Source organism: Stenotrophomonas sp. SI-NJAU-1 (genome assembly GCF_020883215.1).
Taxonomy (GTDB): Bacteria; Pseudomonadota; Gammaproteobacteria; order Xanthomonadales; family Xanthomonadaceae; genus Stenotrophomonas; species Stenotrophomonas indicatrix.
In genome coordinates this window covers 2,341,035-2,358,755 of sequence record NZ_CP086598.1, presented here as the reverse complement: position 1 = coordinate 2,358,755, position 17,721 = coordinate 2,341,035, and the positions used below count along the sequence as shown (strand labels likewise).

The 17,721-nt window shown below is 66.5% G+C and carries 15 protein-coding genes and 1 pseudogene; 7 read left to right on the top strand and 9 right to left on the bottom strand.

Going from position 1 to position 17,721, the window contains the following annotated elements; genetic code table 11:
- Positions 1-12: 12 nt before the first annotated feature.
- Entirely contained in the window at positions 13-261 is a 249-nt protein-coding gene (locus tag LMF57_RS10845; protein ID WP_208083245.1) for a hypothetical protein, read from the bottom strand.
- 359 nt (positions 262-620) lie between these two features.
- On the opposite strand from LMF57_RS10845, the gene LMF57_RS10840 reads away from it, so the two are divergent.
- Entirely contained in the window at positions 621-2,972 is a 2,352-nt protein-coding gene (locus tag LMF57_RS10840) for a GH92 family glycosyl hydrolase (protein WP_208083246.1), read from the top strand.
- 197 nt (positions 2,973-3,169) lie between these two features.
- On the opposite strand, the gene LMF57_RS10835 is transcribed toward LMF57_RS10840, so the two are convergent.
- Positions 3,170-3,913 (bottom strand): SDR family oxidoreductase, encoded by a 744-nt coding sequence (locus tag LMF57_RS10835; RefSeq protein WP_099784313.1) that lies wholly within the window; start codon positions 3,911-3,913, stop codon positions 3,170-3,172.
- Between the two features lie 106 nt (positions 3,914-4,019).
- Between LMF57_RS10835 and LMF57_RS10830 the strand changes: the two genes are divergently transcribed.
- Positions 4,020-4,913 (top strand): LysR family transcriptional regulator, encoded by an 894-nt coding sequence (locus LMF57_RS10830; protein WP_208083247.1) that lies wholly within the window; start codon positions 4,020-4,022, stop codon positions 4,911-4,913.
- Here LMF57_RS10830 and LMF57_RS10825 read toward each other — a convergent pair.
- Together LMF57_RS10825 and fdhD are read right to left on the bottom strand one after the other, a co-directional pair.
- A pseudogene (locus tag LMF57_RS10825) lies at positions 4,873-5,106 on the bottom strand (MerC family mercury resistance protein); the annotation flags it as partial. The gene LMF57_RS10830 and the pseudogene LMF57_RS10825 overlap by 41 nt on opposite strands.
- 18 nt (positions 5,107-5,124) lie before the next feature.
- Positions 5,125-5,982, bottom strand: coding sequence for a formate dehydrogenase accessory sulfurtransferase FdhD (gene fdhD, locus LMF57_RS10820; RefSeq protein ID WP_208083248.1), 858 nt, complete (start codon positions 5,980-5,982; stop codon positions 5,125-5,127).
- A 212-nt stretch (positions 5,983-6,194) separates the two neighbouring features.
- Here fdhD and LMF57_RS10815 point away from each other — a divergent pair, with 212 nt between their 5' ends.
- The 3 genes from LMF57_RS10815 to LMF57_RS10805 all read left to right on the top strand — a co-directional run bounded on the left by LMF57_RS10815 (position 6,195) and on the right by LMF57_RS10805 (position 9,843).
- The gene (locus tag LMF57_RS10815) at positions 6,195-8,480 is read left to right on the top strand and encodes an FdhF/YdeP family oxidoreductase (protein WP_208083249.1); all 2,286 of its coding nucleotides are present in this window, start codon (positions 6,195-6,197) and stop codon (positions 8,478-8,480) included.
- Positions 8,481-8,865: 385 nt separating this feature from the next.
- The gene (locus LMF57_RS10810) at positions 8,866-9,189 is read left to right on the top strand and encodes a hypothetical protein (RefSeq protein ID WP_208083250.1); all 324 of its coding nucleotides are present in this window, start codon (positions 8,866-8,868) and stop codon (positions 9,187-9,189) included.
- A gap of 117 nt (positions 9,190-9,306) precedes the next feature.
- Complete coding sequence (locus LMF57_RS10805) at positions 9,307-9,843, top strand: DUF411 domain-containing protein (protein ID WP_208083251.1); 537 nt, start codon at positions 9,307-9,309, stop codon at positions 9,841-9,843.
- 42 nt (positions 9,844-9,885) lie between these two features.
- Here LMF57_RS10805 and blaL1 read toward each other — a convergent pair whose 3' ends face one another.
- Together blaL1 and LMF57_RS10795 are read right to left on the bottom strand one after the other, a co-directional pair.
- Complete coding sequence (gene blaL1 / locus LMF57_RS10800; RefSeq protein ID WP_208083020.1) at positions 9,886-10,755, bottom strand: L1 family subclass B3 metallo-beta-lactamase; 870 nt, start codon at positions 10,753-10,755, stop codon at positions 9,886-9,888.
- 94 nt (positions 10,756-10,849) lie between these two features.
- Positions 10,850-13,276: a TonB-dependent receptor gene (locus tag LMF57_RS10795; protein ID WP_229289829.1), complete on the bottom strand. Its 2,427-nt coding sequence runs from the start codon at positions 13,274-13,276 to the stop codon at positions 10,850-10,852.
- 218 nt (positions 13,277-13,494) lie between these two features.
- On the opposite strand from LMF57_RS10795, the gene LMF57_RS10790 reads away from it, so the two are divergent.
- Both LMF57_RS10790 and LMF57_RS10785 read left to right on the top strand, forming a co-directional pair.
- Positions 13,495-13,761, top strand: coding sequence for a hypothetical protein (locus tag LMF57_RS10790; RefSeq protein WP_117310512.1), 267 nt, complete (start codon positions 13,495-13,497; stop codon positions 13,759-13,761).
- 23 nt (positions 13,762-13,784) lie between these two features.
- On the top strand, positions 13,785-14,954 hold the full coding sequence (locus LMF57_RS10785) for a low temperature requirement protein A (RefSeq protein WP_229289828.1): 1,170 nt from the start codon (positions 13,785-13,787) through the stop codon (positions 14,952-14,954).
- Between the two features lie 152 nt (positions 14,955-15,106).
- On the opposite strand, the gene LMF57_RS10780 is transcribed toward LMF57_RS10785, so the two are convergent.
- From LMF57_RS10780 to LMF57_RS10770, 3 genes are all read right to left on the bottom strand, one after another.
- Positions 15,107-15,748 carry a response regulator transcription factor gene (locus tag LMF57_RS10780; RefSeq protein WP_208083017.1) on the bottom strand — a complete coding sequence of 214 codons (642 nt, stop codon included), beginning with the start codon at positions 15,746-15,748 and terminating at the stop codon, positions 15,107-15,109.
- Complete coding sequence (locus LMF57_RS10775) at positions 15,741-16,799, bottom strand: ATP-binding protein (RefSeq protein WP_208083016.1); 1,059 nt, start codon at positions 16,797-16,799, stop codon at positions 15,741-15,743. The genes LMF57_RS10780 and LMF57_RS10775 overlap by 8 nt, the downstream gene beginning before the upstream one ends.
- 173 nt (positions 16,800-16,972) lie before the next feature.
- Positions 16,973-17,710: an MgtC/SapB family protein gene (locus tag LMF57_RS10770; RefSeq protein ID WP_025874436.1), complete on the bottom strand. Its 738-nt coding sequence runs from the start codon at positions 17,708-17,710 to the stop codon at positions 16,973-16,975.
- Between the last annotated feature and the right edge of the window lie 11 nt (positions 17,711-17,721).

The following is a 17,721-nucleotide window of genomic DNA, read 5'->3' as shown; positions in this document are numbered from 1 at the left end:
GCTCTGCCCTCATCAATGCAGCGTCACCGGCGCATGCGGCCCGCGCAGTTCGTGCAGCAGTCGTCGACCATGTTGGCTCAGCGCCATCATGGCGACGGTGATCTTCTGCACGGTGAAGCCCGTGTGCGGATGGGCCTGTGGTTCGGCCGGCGCGTTCCCGCTGATCATTGCCGCCAGGCACTCGGCGGTGTTCAGTGCGTGCTCGATGCGGAAGAGCAGGGATTCCATTTCCGGGGTCAGGATGGGCGGGTCATGCAGCATGCGATGCCTCCTTCAGGGACGTGGCCACCGGCAACGCGGTGGGCGATGCGGGGTTCCAATCCCGGCGGCGGTCATCCCGCTGCGTGGCCATGCTGCACACGTAACCCCGGTCTGTTCCACCAGGCACTGCCTCTGGAAGTCTCCAGTTACGGGCAGATTTTGTTCAGTAGTGCCCATTTGCGACAACCGCTGGCGCGTTTGCATCGAAATGGGACTGCCAGCCTTGGCAGGATCCCTTCAACGCCAGCGTCGATCCATCCATAGCGCTGCAGATGCTGGGTTGAAGGCGGCATCCGCACTGCAGCATGCGACACCACCACCCCGGTGCTAGGATCTGACCACCACCTGAATCGATCCAAATGCCGATGCCCACGCTGGACCGTCGTCTCCTGATCGCTGTCGCCGCTACGGCGATGTTCGCCTCCGGCCTGGCCGTGGCCGCCCCGGCCAAGACCGCCGCTGAGAAGGCCTATGCCTCGGTCGATCCGTTCATCGGCACCGGCGGCGAGGGGCACACCTACCCCGGTGCGACGGTGCCGTTCGGCATGGTCCAGCTCAGCCCGGACACGCGCATCCAGCCGCGCGAGAAGGCCTACGGCTGGGCGGCGGGCTACCGTTACGACGACAGCAGCATCGTCGGTTTCTCGCACACGCACTTTTCCGGCACCGGTCATTCCGACCTGGGCGATATCCTGCTGATGCCGTTCACCGGCAACCCTGGCCTGGAGCGCGGCGACCCCGAAAAGCCACGCAGCGGTTACGCCTCGCGTTTCCGCCACGATGACGAGAAGGCCGAACCGGGCTATTACGCGGTCACCCTGGACGACTACAAGGTGCGCGCCGAGCTGACCACCAGCGCGCGCGTGGGCGTGCATCGCTATGCGTTCCCGAAGGGCAGCGAAGCCAAGGTGCTGCTGGACATGCGTACCAGCATGTATGACTACCCGGGCAAGATCCTTTGGTCGCGGGTACGCGTGCGTGGCGATGGCACCATCACCGGCTTCCGCGAGACGCGTGGCTGGGCCGCCGGCCGCCAGCTGTATTTCGCGATGCGCTTCTCGCGGCCGCTGGCCAGCCACGCGCTGCACAACACCGAACAGGACATCGTCTACAAGGGCTTCGCCCCCCCGGGCGAGAAGGACCCGGCGCAGCGCGCGCAGATCGAGGGGCGGCAGCTGGTGGGCACCTTCGACTTCGGCAAGCTGGATGCACCGCTGGTGGTGAAGGTGGCCATTTCGCCGGTCAGCGAGGCGGGCGCCATCGCCAACCTCGATACCGAAGTGGCCGACTTCGATTTCGACCGTGTGCGCGCGCAGGCGCGGCAGGAATGGACGCAGGCGTTGTCGGTGCTGGATATCGACGCACCGGAACACGCGCGTCGCAGCGCATACACCGCGCTGTACCACACGCTGCTGGGGCCGACGCTGTTCATGGATGCCGACGGCCAGTACCGCGGTGCGGACAACGCCGTGCACCAGGCCAAGGGCTACACGAATTATTCAACGTTCTCGCTGTGGGATACCTACCGGGCGCTGCATCCGCTGCTGACCCTGGTGCAGCCGGAGAAGCGCAACAGCGATTTCGTCAATTCCATGCTGGCCCATCACGAGCACAGCCCTTACGGCATGCTGCCGGTGTGGTCGTTCCACGGCCTGGAAGACTGGTGCATGATCGGCTACCACGCGGTGCCGGTGATCGCCGATGCCTACGTGAAAGGCATTCGTGGCTTCGACGCGGACAAGGCCCTGAAGGCGATGGTGCAGACCGCCAACTACGGCCCCTACGATGGCATCGCCCAGTACCGTGAGCTGGGCTACGTGCCGATCGACGAGGAAGGCGAAGCAGCCAGCAAGACGTTGGAATACGCGTTCGATGACTGGACCATCGCGCGCATGGCGCAGGCGATGGGCAAGACCGATGTAGCCGCAACCTTCGACAAGCGCGCGGGCAACTGGCGCAACGCCTTCGACAAGGACACCGGCTTCATGCGTGCGCGCAAGCGCGATGGCAGCTTCCGTACGCCGTTCGACCCCAGTGCCAGCGGCTACGGCACCGACTACACCGAAGGCAATGCCTGGCAGTACTCATGGTACGTGCCGCAGGATGTGGCCGGCCTTGCCGCAGCGCATGGTGGCAGTGACAAACTTCTGGCGCGCCTGGATGAAGTGTTCAACGCGAAGGTCGATCCGGCCATCTTCGAGCACATGGAAGACATCACCGGCCTGATCGGCTGGTATGCGCATGGCAATGAGCCCAGCCACCACGTCGCCTACCTGTACTCGCATGCCGGCCAGCCGTGGCGCACGCAGGCACGCCTGAAGCAGATCATGGACACGCAGTATGCCGATCGGCCCGATGGCCTGGCCGGCAACGATGACGTGGGCCAGATGTCGGCGTGGTACGTGTTCACCGCGCTGGGTTTCTACCCGGTAGCGCCGGGCTCGGGCGAGTACATCCTCGGCCGCCCGTTCCTGCCGAAGACCGCACTGCGGCTGCCCAACGGCAAGACCTTCACCATCGTGGCCGAAGGGCTGGACGACAAGCACACCTATGTCGGCAGCGTGACCCTCAACGGCACGCCGTTGCAGCGCACGTTCCTGCGCCATGATGAGATCCTGGCCGGTGGCGAGCTGCACTTCACCATGCAGGCCGAACCGAACAAGGACTGGCCGGGGCAGGGCGCGCAGGCACCGTATTCGATGAGCCGGTGACACCCACGGTAGCGCCGGGCCATGCCCGGCGGTTGAGGGGCGGCGCCAACCAAGGTTGGTCTCTACCGGAACCGTGCACACCGCATTGAAGCGCCCCTGGTAGGTGCCAACCTTGGTTGGCATGCCGCGCGCCCACCAAGGTGGGCGACTACCAATGTGGCGTGATCTGGTAGATGCCAACCTTGGTTGGCACGCTGCTACACCATCCCACCATTGGCCCGCAGCACCTGGCCATTGATCCAGCCGCCATCGGCACCGGCCAGGAATGCCACCGCGCCGGCGATGTCTTCCGGCGTACCCAGCCGCTCCAACGGATTCATCTTCGCCAGCCGATCGATCAGTTCCGGCGACTTCCCGTCCAGGAACAGATCGGTGGCGGTCGGCCCGGGCGCCACCGCGTTCACGGTGATGCCGCGCCCACGCAGTTCCTTGCTGAGAATCGCGCCCATGGTCTCCACCGCGGCCTTGCTGGCGGCATACACGCTGTAGTTTTCCAGCTTGATGCCAACCACGCTGGTGGACAGGGTGACGATGCGACCACCATCGCGGACGCGCCGCGCGGCCTCGCGCAGCACATTGAATGCACCCTTGAGGTTGATGCCGATCACGCGGTCGAACAGGGCATCATCGCTGTCGGCCAGGGCGGCCAATTGCAGCACGCCGGCACTGTTGACCACCACATCGATGCCACCGAAGCGTGCTTCGATGGCGTCGAACAGCGCGTGCACGGCCTGCGGGTCGGCGACATCGGCCTGCAGGGCGATGGCGTGCCCTCCGCTGGCGGTCAATTCGGCAGCCAGTGCTTCGGCCTCATCACGGCGCCCGGCATAGTTGATCACCACGGCATGGCCGTCGGCGGCCAGACGGCGCGAGATGGCCGCGCCGATGCCACGGGAGCCCCCGGTGACCAGGGCGACAGAGCGGGAAGCAGAGGAGGTCATGGCAGATTCCAGAAGGGCGCGCCGGCATGGCGCACGGCCATCTTCGTCTCTCCGCCGTCGCGGATAATCATGGATAATCCGGAAACATCATCCGGCTGCCCGAACAATGGACAGATTCACCGCCCTGCGTGCGTTCGTGCGGATCGTCGAGCGCCGCAGCTTCAGCCGTGCCGCCGAAGACCTGGGGCTGCCGCGGGCCACGGTGACCGACGCGATCAAAGCACTGGAGCAGCGTCTGGGTGTGCGTCTGCTGCACCGGACCACGCGCGTGGTGGTGCCGACGCTGGAAGGCGAGGCCTTCTACGGCCGCTGTCTGCGCCTGATCGCGGACATGGACGATGCCGAAGCCGCGTTCCGTGACGTGCCGCCACGCGGGCCGCTGCGCATCGAGGTGCACGGTACGCTGGGGCGCCACCTGTTGTTTCCGCATCTGCCGGATTTCCTGCAGCGGTACCCGGACATCGAACTGGAGGTCAGCGAGGGCGACCGCTATGTCGACCTGCTGCGCGAGGGGGTGGACGGGGCCATCCGCGTGGGCACACTGGCCGACAGCGATCTGGCCGCGCGGCGCCTGGCGTTGCTGCGCGAGGTCACGGTGGCGTCGCCCGCTTACGTACAGGCACACGGGCGGCCGGAAAGCATCGCGTCGCTGGCGGCGGGACACCAGATGGTCGGCTACCGTTCCAGCGCCACCGGCCAGCTCATTCCGCTGGAGTTCCAGCAGGGCGGGCAGGTTCGCTACGTACCACTGCCGGCACGCGTGCGGGTGTCCGGTGCCGACGCCTTCCTCGGTGCCGCGCTGGCCGGGTTGGGCATCATCCAGGCACCGCGTTACCGGATGGATCCTTACATCGCGCGCGGGCAGTTGCTGGAGCTGTTGCCCGGGATGCCACCCACACCGAGCCCGGTCAGCCTGGTCTATCTGCGCAACCGCACGCCATCGCCGCGGCTGCGGGTGTTCATCGACTGGGTGGCGGCTGTGTTCGAGCTGAGCGGCTAGCCCCCAGCGCCCGCCGGTTGCGCAGATGTGCGGTGGCCAGCATCACCCCACCACAGGCGGTGGCAGCGCCGTGCCAGAGCAGCGATTCCTTCAACGGCAGGTACAGCGAGGCGGACAGCAACAGGATCGCGCCTGCCAGGGCCACGCACAGCGGCAGGGCGCGTCGATGGCGGCGCTGGCCGGCGGCGGTGCTGAACGCTGAGGGCGCCCGTCAGGCAGGCGGATGCCCGTGCAGGCCATTCCCCTGCAGCCGCTCCGGGTGGGTATACACGTTGAAGCCCTCTTCGCGGGCGAAGCCCACCAGGCACAGGCCGGCACTGCGGGCCAGGTCGATGGCCAGCGCAGTGGGGGCCGAGACGGCGGCCAGTACGCTGGCACCGGCGCGCGCTGCCTTGCTGACCATTTCGTAGCTGGCACGGCTGGATACCACCAGCAGGCCGCCATCGATGCTGTGTTCGTTGTGGTGCAGTGCACCGATCAGCTTGTCCAGCGCATTGTGGCGGCCGACGTCTTCGCGCACCCAGCCGATGCGGCCACTGGCATCGGCCCAGGCCGCGGCATGGGTCGAACCACTGGCTGCATTCATCGGCTGGCGTAGGGCCAGCCCAGCCAATGCCCGCTGCAGTGCAGCCGTCTGATGCGTGCGGCGGTCCTTTACCGGAGGCAGCGGACGCAGCACGTCCTCCAGCTGGCGTGCACCGCACAACCCACAGCCGCCGCGACCCGGCAGCAGGCGCCCGTTGTCAGGATCCAGTGCGGCGGCGGGGGCGTCGGTGGACACGCTCATATTCAGCTCGATGCCCTCCAGTTGTGGCTGCACCTGGAGGGACAGCAACTGATCAGGACGCTCGATCAACCCTTCGCTGAGCGAGAAGCCCAGCGCGAAATCCTCCAGGTCGCATGGCGTGGCCATCATCACCGCGAAGGCCGCGCCGTTGTAACGCATCGCCACCGGTACTTCTTCGGCGATCGTATCGACCCGTTGCTCCTGCCCCGTGCTGCGCCAGCGCTGCAGCGTGCGCAGGGCCGTGCCGGCGGGCGGGGGCGAAGGCAACGTCGATCCGGGCATGCGGCACATCCTGGGTAAAGCAGAAGGGCAGGCTACGCCCGGAGGATAGCGCAGCCATCCAGTGAAGACGCGGGGGTAACCGTTGCCATGGCAGCCTGCTGTACCCGGGCTGGGCCATGGCGTTGGGGTTGCCGGTGTGCTTGACTGGCCACGGCAGCCGGGCGCGGGCCCGGCACTGCTGGCAGGCACTCCACCAACGCAGGTTCCCGACCATGTCCGAACAGAAGCCGCCGCGTTACAAGCCCTACAACCAACCGGCAGGCGGCTGGGGGGCCGCCGGGGCGACCGCCAAGGTGCTGCTGCAGCAGAGCGTGATCGGCAAAGGATCCAAGGCACTGCTGGCGATGAACCAGCCGGGCGGATTCAAGTGCCCCAGCTGCGCCTTCCCCGATGCCGACCACCGCAAGAAGCTGGAATTCTGCGAGAACGGTGCCAAGGCCCTGGCCTGGGAAGCGACCCAGCACCGGGTGACCCGTGAGCTGTTCGCCCAGCACACCGTCACCGAGCTGATGGCGAAGACCGATTACTGGTTGGAGCAGCAGGGCCGGCTGACCGAGCCGATGCGCTACGACGCCGCCACCGATCACTACGTGCCCTGCGAATGGGACGAGGCGTTTGCACTCATCGGTCGCCATCTGCAGGCGCTGGACAACCCCGACCAGGCCGAGTTCTACACATCCGGCCGCACGCCCAACGAGGCGGCGTTCCTGTATTCGATCTTCGTGCGCGAGTTCGGGACCAACAACTTCCCGGACTGCTCGAACATGTGCCACGAGCCGACCAGCCGTGGCCTGCCGCCGGCGATCGGCGTGGGCAAGGGCACCATCGTGCTGGATGACTTCGAACACGCCGAGGCGATTTTCGTGATGGGCCAGAACACCGGCACCAACTCGCCGCGGATGATGAGCAACCTGGTGGAAGCGCGCAAGCGCGGCGTGCCGATCGTGGCGGTCAACCCGATGCCGGAGCGTGCCTTGATCCGCTTCACCGAACCGCAGGACGTGGTGCAGATGGCCACGTTCGGTTCCACCGAGATCACCAGCGAGTTCGTGCACGTCCGCATCGGCGGCGACCTTGCGCTGATCAAGGGCATGATGAAGGTGATGTTCGAGCGCGAGGCCCAGGGTGAGCAGGTGCTGGATCATGCCTTCCTGGCCGAACACACCGTTGGCCTGGAGGCGCTGCGCGAGGACGTGCTGGCGCAGGACTGGGACGAGATCGTGCGGGTGTCGGGCATCGCGCAGGAACAGATCCGGCGCTGCGCGGAGATCTACATCCGCTCGCGGGCGACGGTCATCTGCTATGGCATGGGCCTGACCCAGCACCAGCAGGGGTCGCGGCTGCTGCAGCAGGTGGCCAACCTGTTGTTGCTGCGCGGTAATTTCGGCAAGCCGGGCGCGGGTATCGGTCCGATCCGTGGCCATTCCAACGTGCAGGGCGACCGCACCGTCGGCATCGACGAGAAGCCGACGGCGCGCTACCTGGATCGCGTGCAGCAGGTGTTTGGTTTCGATCCGCCGCGCGAGCACGGCCACCATGTGGTCGAGTCGATCGCGGCGATGCTCGATGGCAGCGCCAAGGTGTTCATCGGCATGGGCGGCAACTTCATCCATGCCGTGCCCGATACCGAGCGGGCCTACCAGGCCATGCGCAGACTGGAACTGACTGTGGGCATCGCCACCAAGCTCAACCGGGGGCATCTTGTGCACGGTCGCGACGCGCTGATCCTGCCGGTGGTGGCGCGCTCGGAGTGGATCCGCACGCCGAAGGGCGAGCAGTTCGTCACCATCGAAGATGCGATGTCCAACGTGACGGCGTCGCGCGGCGTGCTGGAGCCGGCCAGCGACCACGTGCTGCCGGAGGTGGAGATCGTCTGCCGGATGGCGATGGCAACGTTGCCGGACAGCAAGGTGGACTGGGCCGCGTACATGCACGATTACGGCCCGATCCGCGACCTGATCGCCGCCGTCTACCCGGACATCTATGCCGGCTTCAACGAGCGCATCCAGGCACTGCACGGTTTCCACCTGGATATTCCGCCGCGCAGGCGCGTGTGGCCGACGCCGAACGGCAAGGCCAACATCCTCGTCATGCCGGGCCTGGAAGTGAACACGGTAGTCGATGACCCGGAGATGCTGCGTCTGGCCACGGTGCGCTCGCACGACCAGTACAACACCACCATCTACAGCTACAACGACCGCTACCGGGGCGTGTACAACGACCGCATGGTGGTGTTCATGAACATCGAGGACCGTCTGGCGCGCGGGCTCGGCAAGGAAGCCCTGGTAAGCCTGGAAACCATCAGCGACGACGGCGTGACGCGGCGAATCGAAGGCCTGACCGTGCTTGACTACCCAATGCCGCGCGGGGCGCTGGCGGGCTACTACCCGGAGCTGAACCCCCTGCTGCCGCTGGACTACTACGATCGGATCAGCGGTACACCAGCAGCGAAATCCATTCCGGTACGGATGCGCGCGCAGGTCGACGTGTCCGCATGAAACCCCGTTCCTGCAATTGCCCGTTGTCGTTCAGCACGATGCTGCCATCCAGCAGCACCGTTACCATCTGGGTCCAGCCCTTGGCGTTGTAGTCGAGGCTGACGCCGGTCGAAGGCGGGAAGCGTTCGCAGCCGCGTCCCGCTTACCTTCCAGCGCTCATGGGTGTCGTCATCATCGGCGCTGGACTACATGGTCCATTGGCGTTCGCCTGCCATCACCGGATGGCTGAGCAACGCGGACAGCAGGAGGGCTGCAGGGGCGAAGCGGGCCGGCATGGAAAGGCTCCAATGAACGTCATGCATGATGACAGCAGGCAGCGGCGACGGGCGCATCGTGCGTCGGCTATCATCAGCCCGTGGATATATCCGGCCTGCTGCTGCGACTGATGCTGCTCCTGACCCTGGTGCTCAATGCACCGGCGCTGGCGCTTGCCTCGGCCGGCATCAACGGTCAGCCCGGCGGTGGTCATTGCGATGGCTCCCACGAGATCGCCGACGCTGCGATCTCTGTCACGCCCGCCTGCTGCGATGAACGGAACGCAGCCGCGTGCAGCAGCGAGGGGTGCGAGTGCGTGCCGGCGAGTGTGGCCATGCTGCCGTCGGCGGCAAGCCTTGCTGCATGGCCGCTGCGTGCAGTGCCCGGCGACGCGCTGCCGCCGGCTCATCCCGCGCCTGCGCTACCTCACCTGATTCGTCCGCCGATCGCCTGATCGCGCGCAGGTTGCGTACCTGCCGTCCTGCAGTACCCCTCATCTACTTGACCCACGCGCATCCGTCGCGTGGATGGCAGGCGCTCGCGCCTGCGATTGCAAAGGAAAACCTGATCCATGAACCGCATTCTTTCCCTGAGCCTGTTGCTCACCCCCGTTCTGCTGGCCACCGCCTGCGCGCGTGCCTCCGAAGAGGCTGTGTCCTCGCCCGCAACCGCAACCACCTCGGCGGTCGAGGCGACGGCCGGAGCGACGATCGACCGGGAGCTTCCGTTGGCCATCGTGTACAAGACGGCCAGTTGCGGTTGCTGTGGCGTGTGGGCCGACCACCTGAGGGCCGCCGGCTTCGCGGTTGAGATACGCGATACCGATGACATGCATCCGGTCAAGCAACGGCTTGGCGTACCGGCCGGCAAGGCGTCCTGCCATACCGCCGAGATCGGTGGCTATGTGGTGGAAGGCCATATTCCGGCCAGCGACATCAAGCGCCTGCTGAAGGAAAGGCCGACGGCACGTGGCCTGGTGCTGCCGGGAATGCCGGCCGGATCACCGGGCATGGAAATGCCTGATGGCCATGTGCAGTCGTATACCGTGGAGCTGGTGCTGGCCGATGGCAGCACCCAGCCCTTCGCACAGCACGGGCAGGGTGGCTGACAAGGTGTAGCGGGCGCGGCGGCGGATCGCCGCCGCGCCTGATCAGCGCTGCTTTTCGCGTTGCTTCTTCAACTGCGCGTCGAAATTGCGTTCGGCCGTGTCGGCGTAGTCCTGGCAGGTCATTGCCTTGGCTCCTGCCGATGTGCCCGCTGCGTAGTTCCAGCCGCTGGCGCCGGGATGCGGGGTCAGCAGGACGTCGCAGGGCAGGGCGCGCACCGTGGCGAAGCTGCGGCGATAGTCCTCGATCAGGTGCGGGTAGCGCGGGTTGGCCTGCAGCTGATAGCCCGGCGCACTCAAACTGTCGGCGTAGACCATGCGCACCGGTTTGCCGCCCCGGGTGTCGGTCCAGGTCCAGGCGGTGCTGCCCGGGGTATGGCCGGGCACGAAGTGCGCGGTGAAGTCGACGCCACCGAGCGAGACCACCTCGCCATCCATGATGATCCTGTCCGCCGTTGCCGGCGGATAGGTGATGTCATCGCCGAAGTGCAGGTCGTTGCTGCCGCCACGTGCCAGCAGCACCGCAGATTCGGCATTTGCGACGATCTGCGCAGCGGTACTGCGCTTGAGCGCAGCAACCGGGCCGGCGTGATCGGCGTGGGCATGGCTGAGCAGGATCAGGCGCAGATCCTGCGGCGCAACGCCGCGCGCTTTCATGTTGCGCAGCAGGTGGTCGGCCATCTGCGGCATGCCGCCATCGAGCAGCACCGCGCCCTGCGGCGTCTGCACCAGCAGTGCGGTCAGGTCTTCGGTGCCTATCTGCCAGGTGTGGTCGGCAATCTGCAGCGGCGCCATCGGCTGCAGCCAGGAGGCATCAACGGTGTAGGCACGCAGTTGCGGCAGCGCTGGTTCGGCGGCAGAGGCCGCAGCGGGAAGCAGGGCAGCGAGCGTGATGGCGAGGGTCTGCAAGCGCATGGGAGGGCACCGATGAAGGAGGCCCAGAAACTAGCATGGGCCTCCTTCGTCGCGTCACGCATAGAATTCATGGCACCCATAAGGGCGCCGCAGCTCAGTAGCGGTACTGCCATCCCAGCGTAAGCACTCGCCCACGCCCGGCGAAATAGCTCGGGTTGGATGGCGTGGTCTGCGAGTAGTAGGTGATGTACTGCTTGTTGGCGAGGTTCTGCACGCCCAGGGTGAAACTGCTCTTGCCCAGCGCATAGCGGGCGACCAGGTCGACCGTGGTGTAGCCCTTGAAGCTGGCCACCGGCACGCCGCGCAGGTCGAAGTCGCGATCGAAGGCATGGCTGGCCTGCAGACGGGTGCTGAGCTGCGACGTCCAGCCCTGTTCCCAGAACGCGGTCAGACGGTTCGGGGCGATGTTGACGCCTGCCAGATCGCTTTCCAGACGACCATCCAGGTCGGCGTCATAGCGGCCATTGGCGCGGGCATAGCCCATGCCGAGGTGGCTGTCACCCAGGCGCAGGCGCAGGTTGGTCTCGAAGCCTTCCACCCGCGTGGCCTGGCGCTGCACATTGTAGGCATCGATGCCGGCGTCATAGACCAGTACCGAACCCAGCTTGGATTCGGAGGTGTAGTACGCGATATCGCCGCTGAAGCGGCCGTCGTCATACTCCAGCCCGATCTCGCGGTTGTCCGTCACCACCGGCGACAGGTCCACCAGGTTGTCCACGCGCTGGCCATCGCGATTGATCGCGCGCAACACGCGGCCAACATCGGCCACGGTGTAGCCTTCCGAATACGACGCGTAGGCATTGAGACGGTCATTGATGTACCAGACCGCGCCGAAGTTCGGCAGCGTCTCGCTCATCGTCGGTTTGCCGCCGGCCACCTTGCGTGCGCCGTAGCGGGGCAGGGTGGTGTAGTCGCCCACCTCCAGCTCGCCCTTTTCGTAACGCAGGCCTGCGGATAGCATGACGTGGTCGGTGGGCCACCACTGCAGTTGCAACAGCGGCGACAGGCTTTGATAGGTGGTCAGCGGCACCCAGTTCAGGCCGCTGGCCAGCAGCACCTGATGAGTGCGGTCGCGCAGGCCATCCAGGCCCAGGGTCACGTCCAGCGAGGTGTCGCCGATGCGACGCCAGCTCTGGGTTAGTTTGAAGCCGCGTTTGTCTGATTCATTCTGGGACTGGTCCCAGGCGGCGTTGGCACCCGTGTTGCCCCATGGGTCCCACTGGCTGGCGCCGTAACGCCCTTCGAAATCGACCGCGAAGGCCTGCGCCAGGAACTGGCCACCGAACAGATCGGCATTGCTGTAGTCCAGGGTCAGCGAGCGCGAGCGGTTCATCGGCGGATCGAGCGGCGTATCGCCGGGCACCGACGTGGCCGGGCGACCGGTGCGGAAGTTGCCATCCACAGGCAGGTAGTTGTCCAGCCCACGCAGTTCGTAGCGATTGGCCATCAACTGCACGCGCTGGCCTTCGGCGATGTTCCAGCCAATCTTGGCGAAGATGTTGGTCGAGGTCGAATCCATCAGTTCGCCCTGCGCGTTGGTGCCGATCGCACGGCCATCGCCGTCGTAGTACAGGCCCTGCCGTTCATGGGCAAGTCCGGCCACGAGGTCGAACTGTTCGCCGCGGATGCCCACCAGTGCCGAAGCGCGCAGGCCGTCATCATCGCGCCGGCGCGGCGAGGCGGCGGTGAGCGAAAGGCTGCTGTCCAGCAGGAAAGCACCCGGTTCGCTCGGCGCACTGCGGGTGATGATGTTGACGATGCCGCCGGTGCCGCCGATGCCCTGCAACGCGTTGGCACCGTGGATCACTTCGATGCGTTCGATCATCGCCGCATCGATGGTATGCGAATCACGCGAGCCGTCGCGCAACGGGGTTGACTGCGGCACGCCGTCGACCATGTACAGGATGCCGCGCCCGCGCATGCTTTCGCCATAGTTGGACATCTTCTCGCGTGCCGGAGCGAAGGCCGGGATCTGCGAGGACAGCACGCGTGACACATCCGAGCCCAATGCCAGCTGCTGCTGGACGTCCTCACGGGTGAGCACGGTGATGGTGTTTGGCATGGCGGTCTCGCCCTGCGGCATGCGGGCGGTGGACGCCGACACAGTCACTCTGCCAAGCGAGGTTGCGGCTGCCGGCGCTGGCGCAGTGCGCGGGCGGTCCGTGTTTGCCGCCGCAGCTGCCGTAGCGAGCGCGCTGCGGATCACGAACACGCCCGGCGAGCGTTCCTCAACGCTCAGGCCCTGGCCGGCAATCAGCCGTTGCAGTGCCTCGCGCGGGGCATAGCGGCCGTCCAAGGCGGGCGCCTGGCGGCCGGCAACGCTGTCCGCAGCGAACAGCAGCTGGATGCCGCTCTGCCTGGCCACCGCATTGAGTGACTGTTGCAGCGGGGCGACCGGAAGATGGACGTCCACCGCCGTGGGGGTGGGCTGCGCCGCCGCCGGAAGGACGGCGCACAGGCTGACGGCAAGTAGGGCAGGTGTCAGGAGGCGCAGGGCGGCGGGCAGGGCAATGCGGGTCATGCGGGGTCCTTCAGAGGGGTTCATGCAGCAGCCGTATGGGCAGGGCCGTATTCCACCCTCGGTGCCGAATTCAATAGTAATGGGAATTGTTCGCATTTGCTATCGGATGAGCGACGACGGGATTGTTCGCGGTCCCCGGAAGGTGAATCCACGATCACCCTCTGCAGCGCACACTTGGCCGCAGATAGGCTGCATGGCAGCCATCGGGGAGAGTGACCATGCACGTGCTTCTGGTGATCGTCGGCGGGTTCCTGCTGCTGGGTGTCTTCGCGCTGTTCGGCAGGCTCTGGAGCACAGGTGGTTCGCAGCTGCCAACGGCGCTGCTGGCCTTCATCGGCACCTGGCTTCTGGTATCGGTGGCCAACATGTGGGTGGGGGTCAGCCGGGCAGGCTATACGGTGCGCGAGGAGTTGCCGATCCTGCTGCTGGTGTTTGCCGTGCCGGCGCTGGTGGCCGGTGTCATCTTCTGGCGGCTGGGCCGCTGAACCGAGGATCCGTGATGCCGGCAATGCCCCGTCTTCCTGCCCTGCGTCGTCGCGACGGCCATCATGCACGGGTGACCTACGAAGAACTGTTCTTCGACCTGGTCTATGTGTTCGCGGTCACCCAGCTCAGCCACCACCTGCTGCACCACCTGGGCCTGCTGGGCGTGCTGCAGACGCTGGTGCTGTGGTTTGCGGTCTGGCTTGGCTGGCAGTACGCGTGCTGGGTCAGCAACTGGTTCGACCCGGAGGCGCCGCGTATCCGTGGCCTGTTGTTCGTCACGATGCTGCTGGCGTTGCTGATGTCTTCGTCCATCCCGGAAGCCTTTGCCGGTCGCGCCTGGATATTCGCCGGTGCCTACGCCACGATGCAGGTAGGGCGGACGCTGTTTGTGCTGCTGGAAGTAGGGCGCTCGCACCCGCTGGCCGCCAACTTCAGGCGCATGCTGGCCTGGGTCAGCGTTTCGGCCTGTTTCTGGCTGGCCGGTGCGGCGGTCGAGGGCAATGCGCGGCTGGCACTGTGGGCGGTGGCGGTCGCCTGCGAGTACATCTCGCCGATGTTCGGCTTCGCGTTTCCGGGCCTTGGCCGTTCGCGTACCCGCGAGTGGACCATCGAAGGCGGGCACCTGGCCGAGCGCTGCCAGTTGTTCGTGATCGTCGCATTGGGTGAGACGTTGCTGGCAACCGGCGGCGTGCTGAGCGAGGTGGAGCACTGGAGTGGCGCGGTGGTGTCGGCGGTGCTGGCGACCTTTGCCGGTACGATCGCGATGTGGTGGCTGTACTTCGGCATCTCCAGCCGCGACGCCACCGACACCATCACCCGTTCCGACGACCCGGGCCGCATCGGCGCCTACTTCCACTACGTTCACGCGCTGCTGATCGCCGGCATCATCGCCACCGCCGTCGGCAACGACCTGGTGATGGACGAACCGGAGGCGAGGGTGACCCTGCCGTATGCCGCGATGCTGGCAGCGGGGCCGTTGATCTACCTGCTGGGCAGCGCACTGTACAAGCGGGCGGTCTACGGCCGCGTGCCGCGCTCGCACCTGGTGGGGGCAGGGGTTCTGGTCGTGCTCGGCTTCGCGCTGCCATGGATGCACCTGCTGGCGGCAGGGTGGCTGACCAGCATCGTGCTGTTGGCGGTGGGGTTGGCCGATACACGGCTGAAACGGAACATCGCAGCGGCGCGCGGGTAACGACCCCGGCTCAGTGAAGGGCAGCGGCCATCATCACCAGCTTGCCCACGGTGTGCGCGCAGGCGTGAATCGGCCATGCCATCGCCGCAATGGATGGAACAGCTCGCTGGTATCGCCGACATTGACCGCGCGCAGCAGGGCCACGCAGGCGGTCATGGCGCAGCGGCCTGCAGCCGGTCGTACATGCGCACCAGATCGACCAGCGTGCGTGCTTCCATCTTGCGCATGACCTGCGCGCGACGCACCTTCACGGTGATCTCGCTGACCCCCAGGTCGGCGGCGATCTGCTTGTTCAGGCGACCGCGCGCCACGCCGCCAACCACCTCGCGCTCGCCGGCGCTCAACGTGCCCCAGCGCTGTTGCAATGCGGCCAGCAGGTCACCCTCGCGGCGTTGCAGGCGATCGATCCCGATGCCCCTGTGGATCGCATCCAGCAGTTCCTGGTCACGGAACGGCTTGGTCAGGAATTCGATGGCGCCGTCCTTGATCGCATTGACGCCCATGGCGATGTCGCCGTGGCCGGTGATGAACACCACCGGCAGGTGCAGATCGTGGCTGGCCATGCTGCGATGGAAATCCAGCCCGCTCTGCCCGGGCATGCGCACGTCCAGCACCAGACACGAGGGAGCATCGTCCCTCGGGTGGGCAAGAAATTCCCTGGTGGAGGCGAAGGCCCGCACCTGCAGGCCCATGGAAGCCAGCAGGTCCTCCAGTGCGGCGCGCACCGAGGCGTCGTCGTCGATCACGTAGACGATCGGTGCCGGTTCCACAGGTGTTGTGGTGGGTTTACGCATGCGCAGCCTCCGTGGCCGTGGGCAGCTCGAAGATGAAGCAGGCGCCGCCACCGGCCGGTCGTTCGGCGCGGATATGGCCGCCGTTGGCCTCGATCATCGAGCGGCTCAGGCTGAGGCCCAGGCCGAGGCCGTTCGCCTTGGTGGTCCAGAATGCATCGAACACGCGGTCAGTGTGCTCCGAGGGCAGGCCGACGCCACGATCACGCACGCTCAGGCTGACGTGGCCGCGGCCATCGTACGCGGTCAGCAGGGACAGCCTGCGCTCGCTCGCGGGCGTGTCCGACATCGCATCGACGGCGTTGAGGATGAGGTTGCCGATCACCTGCTGCACCTGTACGCGATCGGCAAGGGCAGGGGGAAGCTCATTGCCCAGCACCAGCGCCACGGTCACACCATGCTGTTCCAGTTCGCTGCGCGAGAGTGCCAGCATTTCCTCGGTGGCCAGATTGAGGTCGAAGGCCTGGCGCTCTGGCGCGGCGCCTTGGGTCAGGCCGCGGATGCGGGCAATCACGTCACTGGCGCGATGGGCGTCGGCGACGATGCGGGCGATGGTCTGGCGCGCCTTGTCCAGGTTCGGCGGTTCCTGGGCCAACCAGCGCTGGCTGGCTTCGGCGCTGCTGGCGATGGCCGCCAGCGGCTGGTTCACTTCATGTGCGATGGAGGTGGTTAGCTCGCCGACGGTGGAGGCGCGGGCCACCCGCAGCAGTCGCGCCTGTGCATCCTGCACCGCGGCCTTGGCCGCTTCCATCTTCAATGCCAGGTAGGTGGTGATGCCGATCACCAGCATGCCGATCGCTGAATTGACCAGGCCGATACGGTAGGTGCCGAAGCGGGTCAGGAAGAAGCTGAGGCCGGTCAGGCCGATGCAGACTGCCGCAAGGGCGATGAGCCCGCGTGCGGGCAGCCGCCGCGACGCTGCCAGGATCACCGCCGCGTAGAAGCAGGCAGCAGCAACGGCGTAGTCGGTAACCGTATCGACCAGGAAGATGGCCGCCATCACGATGATCAGGGCCAGCACGACCAGTGGGCGGCGGGGCGACAACGATGGCATCGGGATAGCTCCCTGGCGTGGGTGGAAAGGATAGCAAAGCCGCCTTCGGTGGATGCCGGGCAAGGTCGGCAGGCGCTGTCCGCGGTCATGGCGCCTGACGGACTGTGCCGACCAAGGCGGTGCACGGTAGCGCCGGGCCATGCCCGGCGGAATGCATCCATCAGCGGCCGGCACTACTCCTCCAGGCTGGCGTTCCAGAATCCCTGCAGCACGCCCGGCGTGGCGGCCAGCGTTGCCAGCACCGCATCCAGTTCTGCGCCATCGACCGTGGTGGCGTACAGCACCGCTTCGATCTCGACATCGCGCTCGCCGAACGGCCGCTGGTCGACCGCGCGTACCGGGTACTGCGCCTGCTCCAGCAACAGCAGCAGCCGGTCCAGCACCTCGGCCTGCTGCTCACGCTGGCAGACCACGTTGATGGCATAGATGGCCTCGCTGAACGCTTCCGGCAGCGGTTGCCGCTGGATGCGGTTCACCACCGGCCGCAGCAGGGTATTGGCAGCCAGCACGAACACCGCAGCCAGTACCGCTTCAGGCAGCAGCTTGATGCCGGCACAGGCGCCGACCGCCGCCGAACCCCACAGCGTGGCGGCGGTGTTCAGGCCCGACACCTGGGCGCCATCCTTCATGATCGCGCCGGCACCGAGGAAGCCGACGCCGGAGATCACGTAGGCCACCACGTGCAGTGGCGACGGCGGCCCGCCGTACAGGTCGTGGAAGCGCACGGCCAGGTCGACGAACACCGCTGCACCCACCGCTACCAGCGTATTGGTGCGCAGGCCGGCAGTGCGCTGGCGGAACTGCCGCTCCAGGCCGATCAGCGCACCCAGCACGAAGGCGACGGACAGGCTGATCAGCGAGCTGAGGGTGGCGCCCGCGTTGAACGCGGGCAGGTGTGGGTTGAAGTCCATGATGCGTCTCC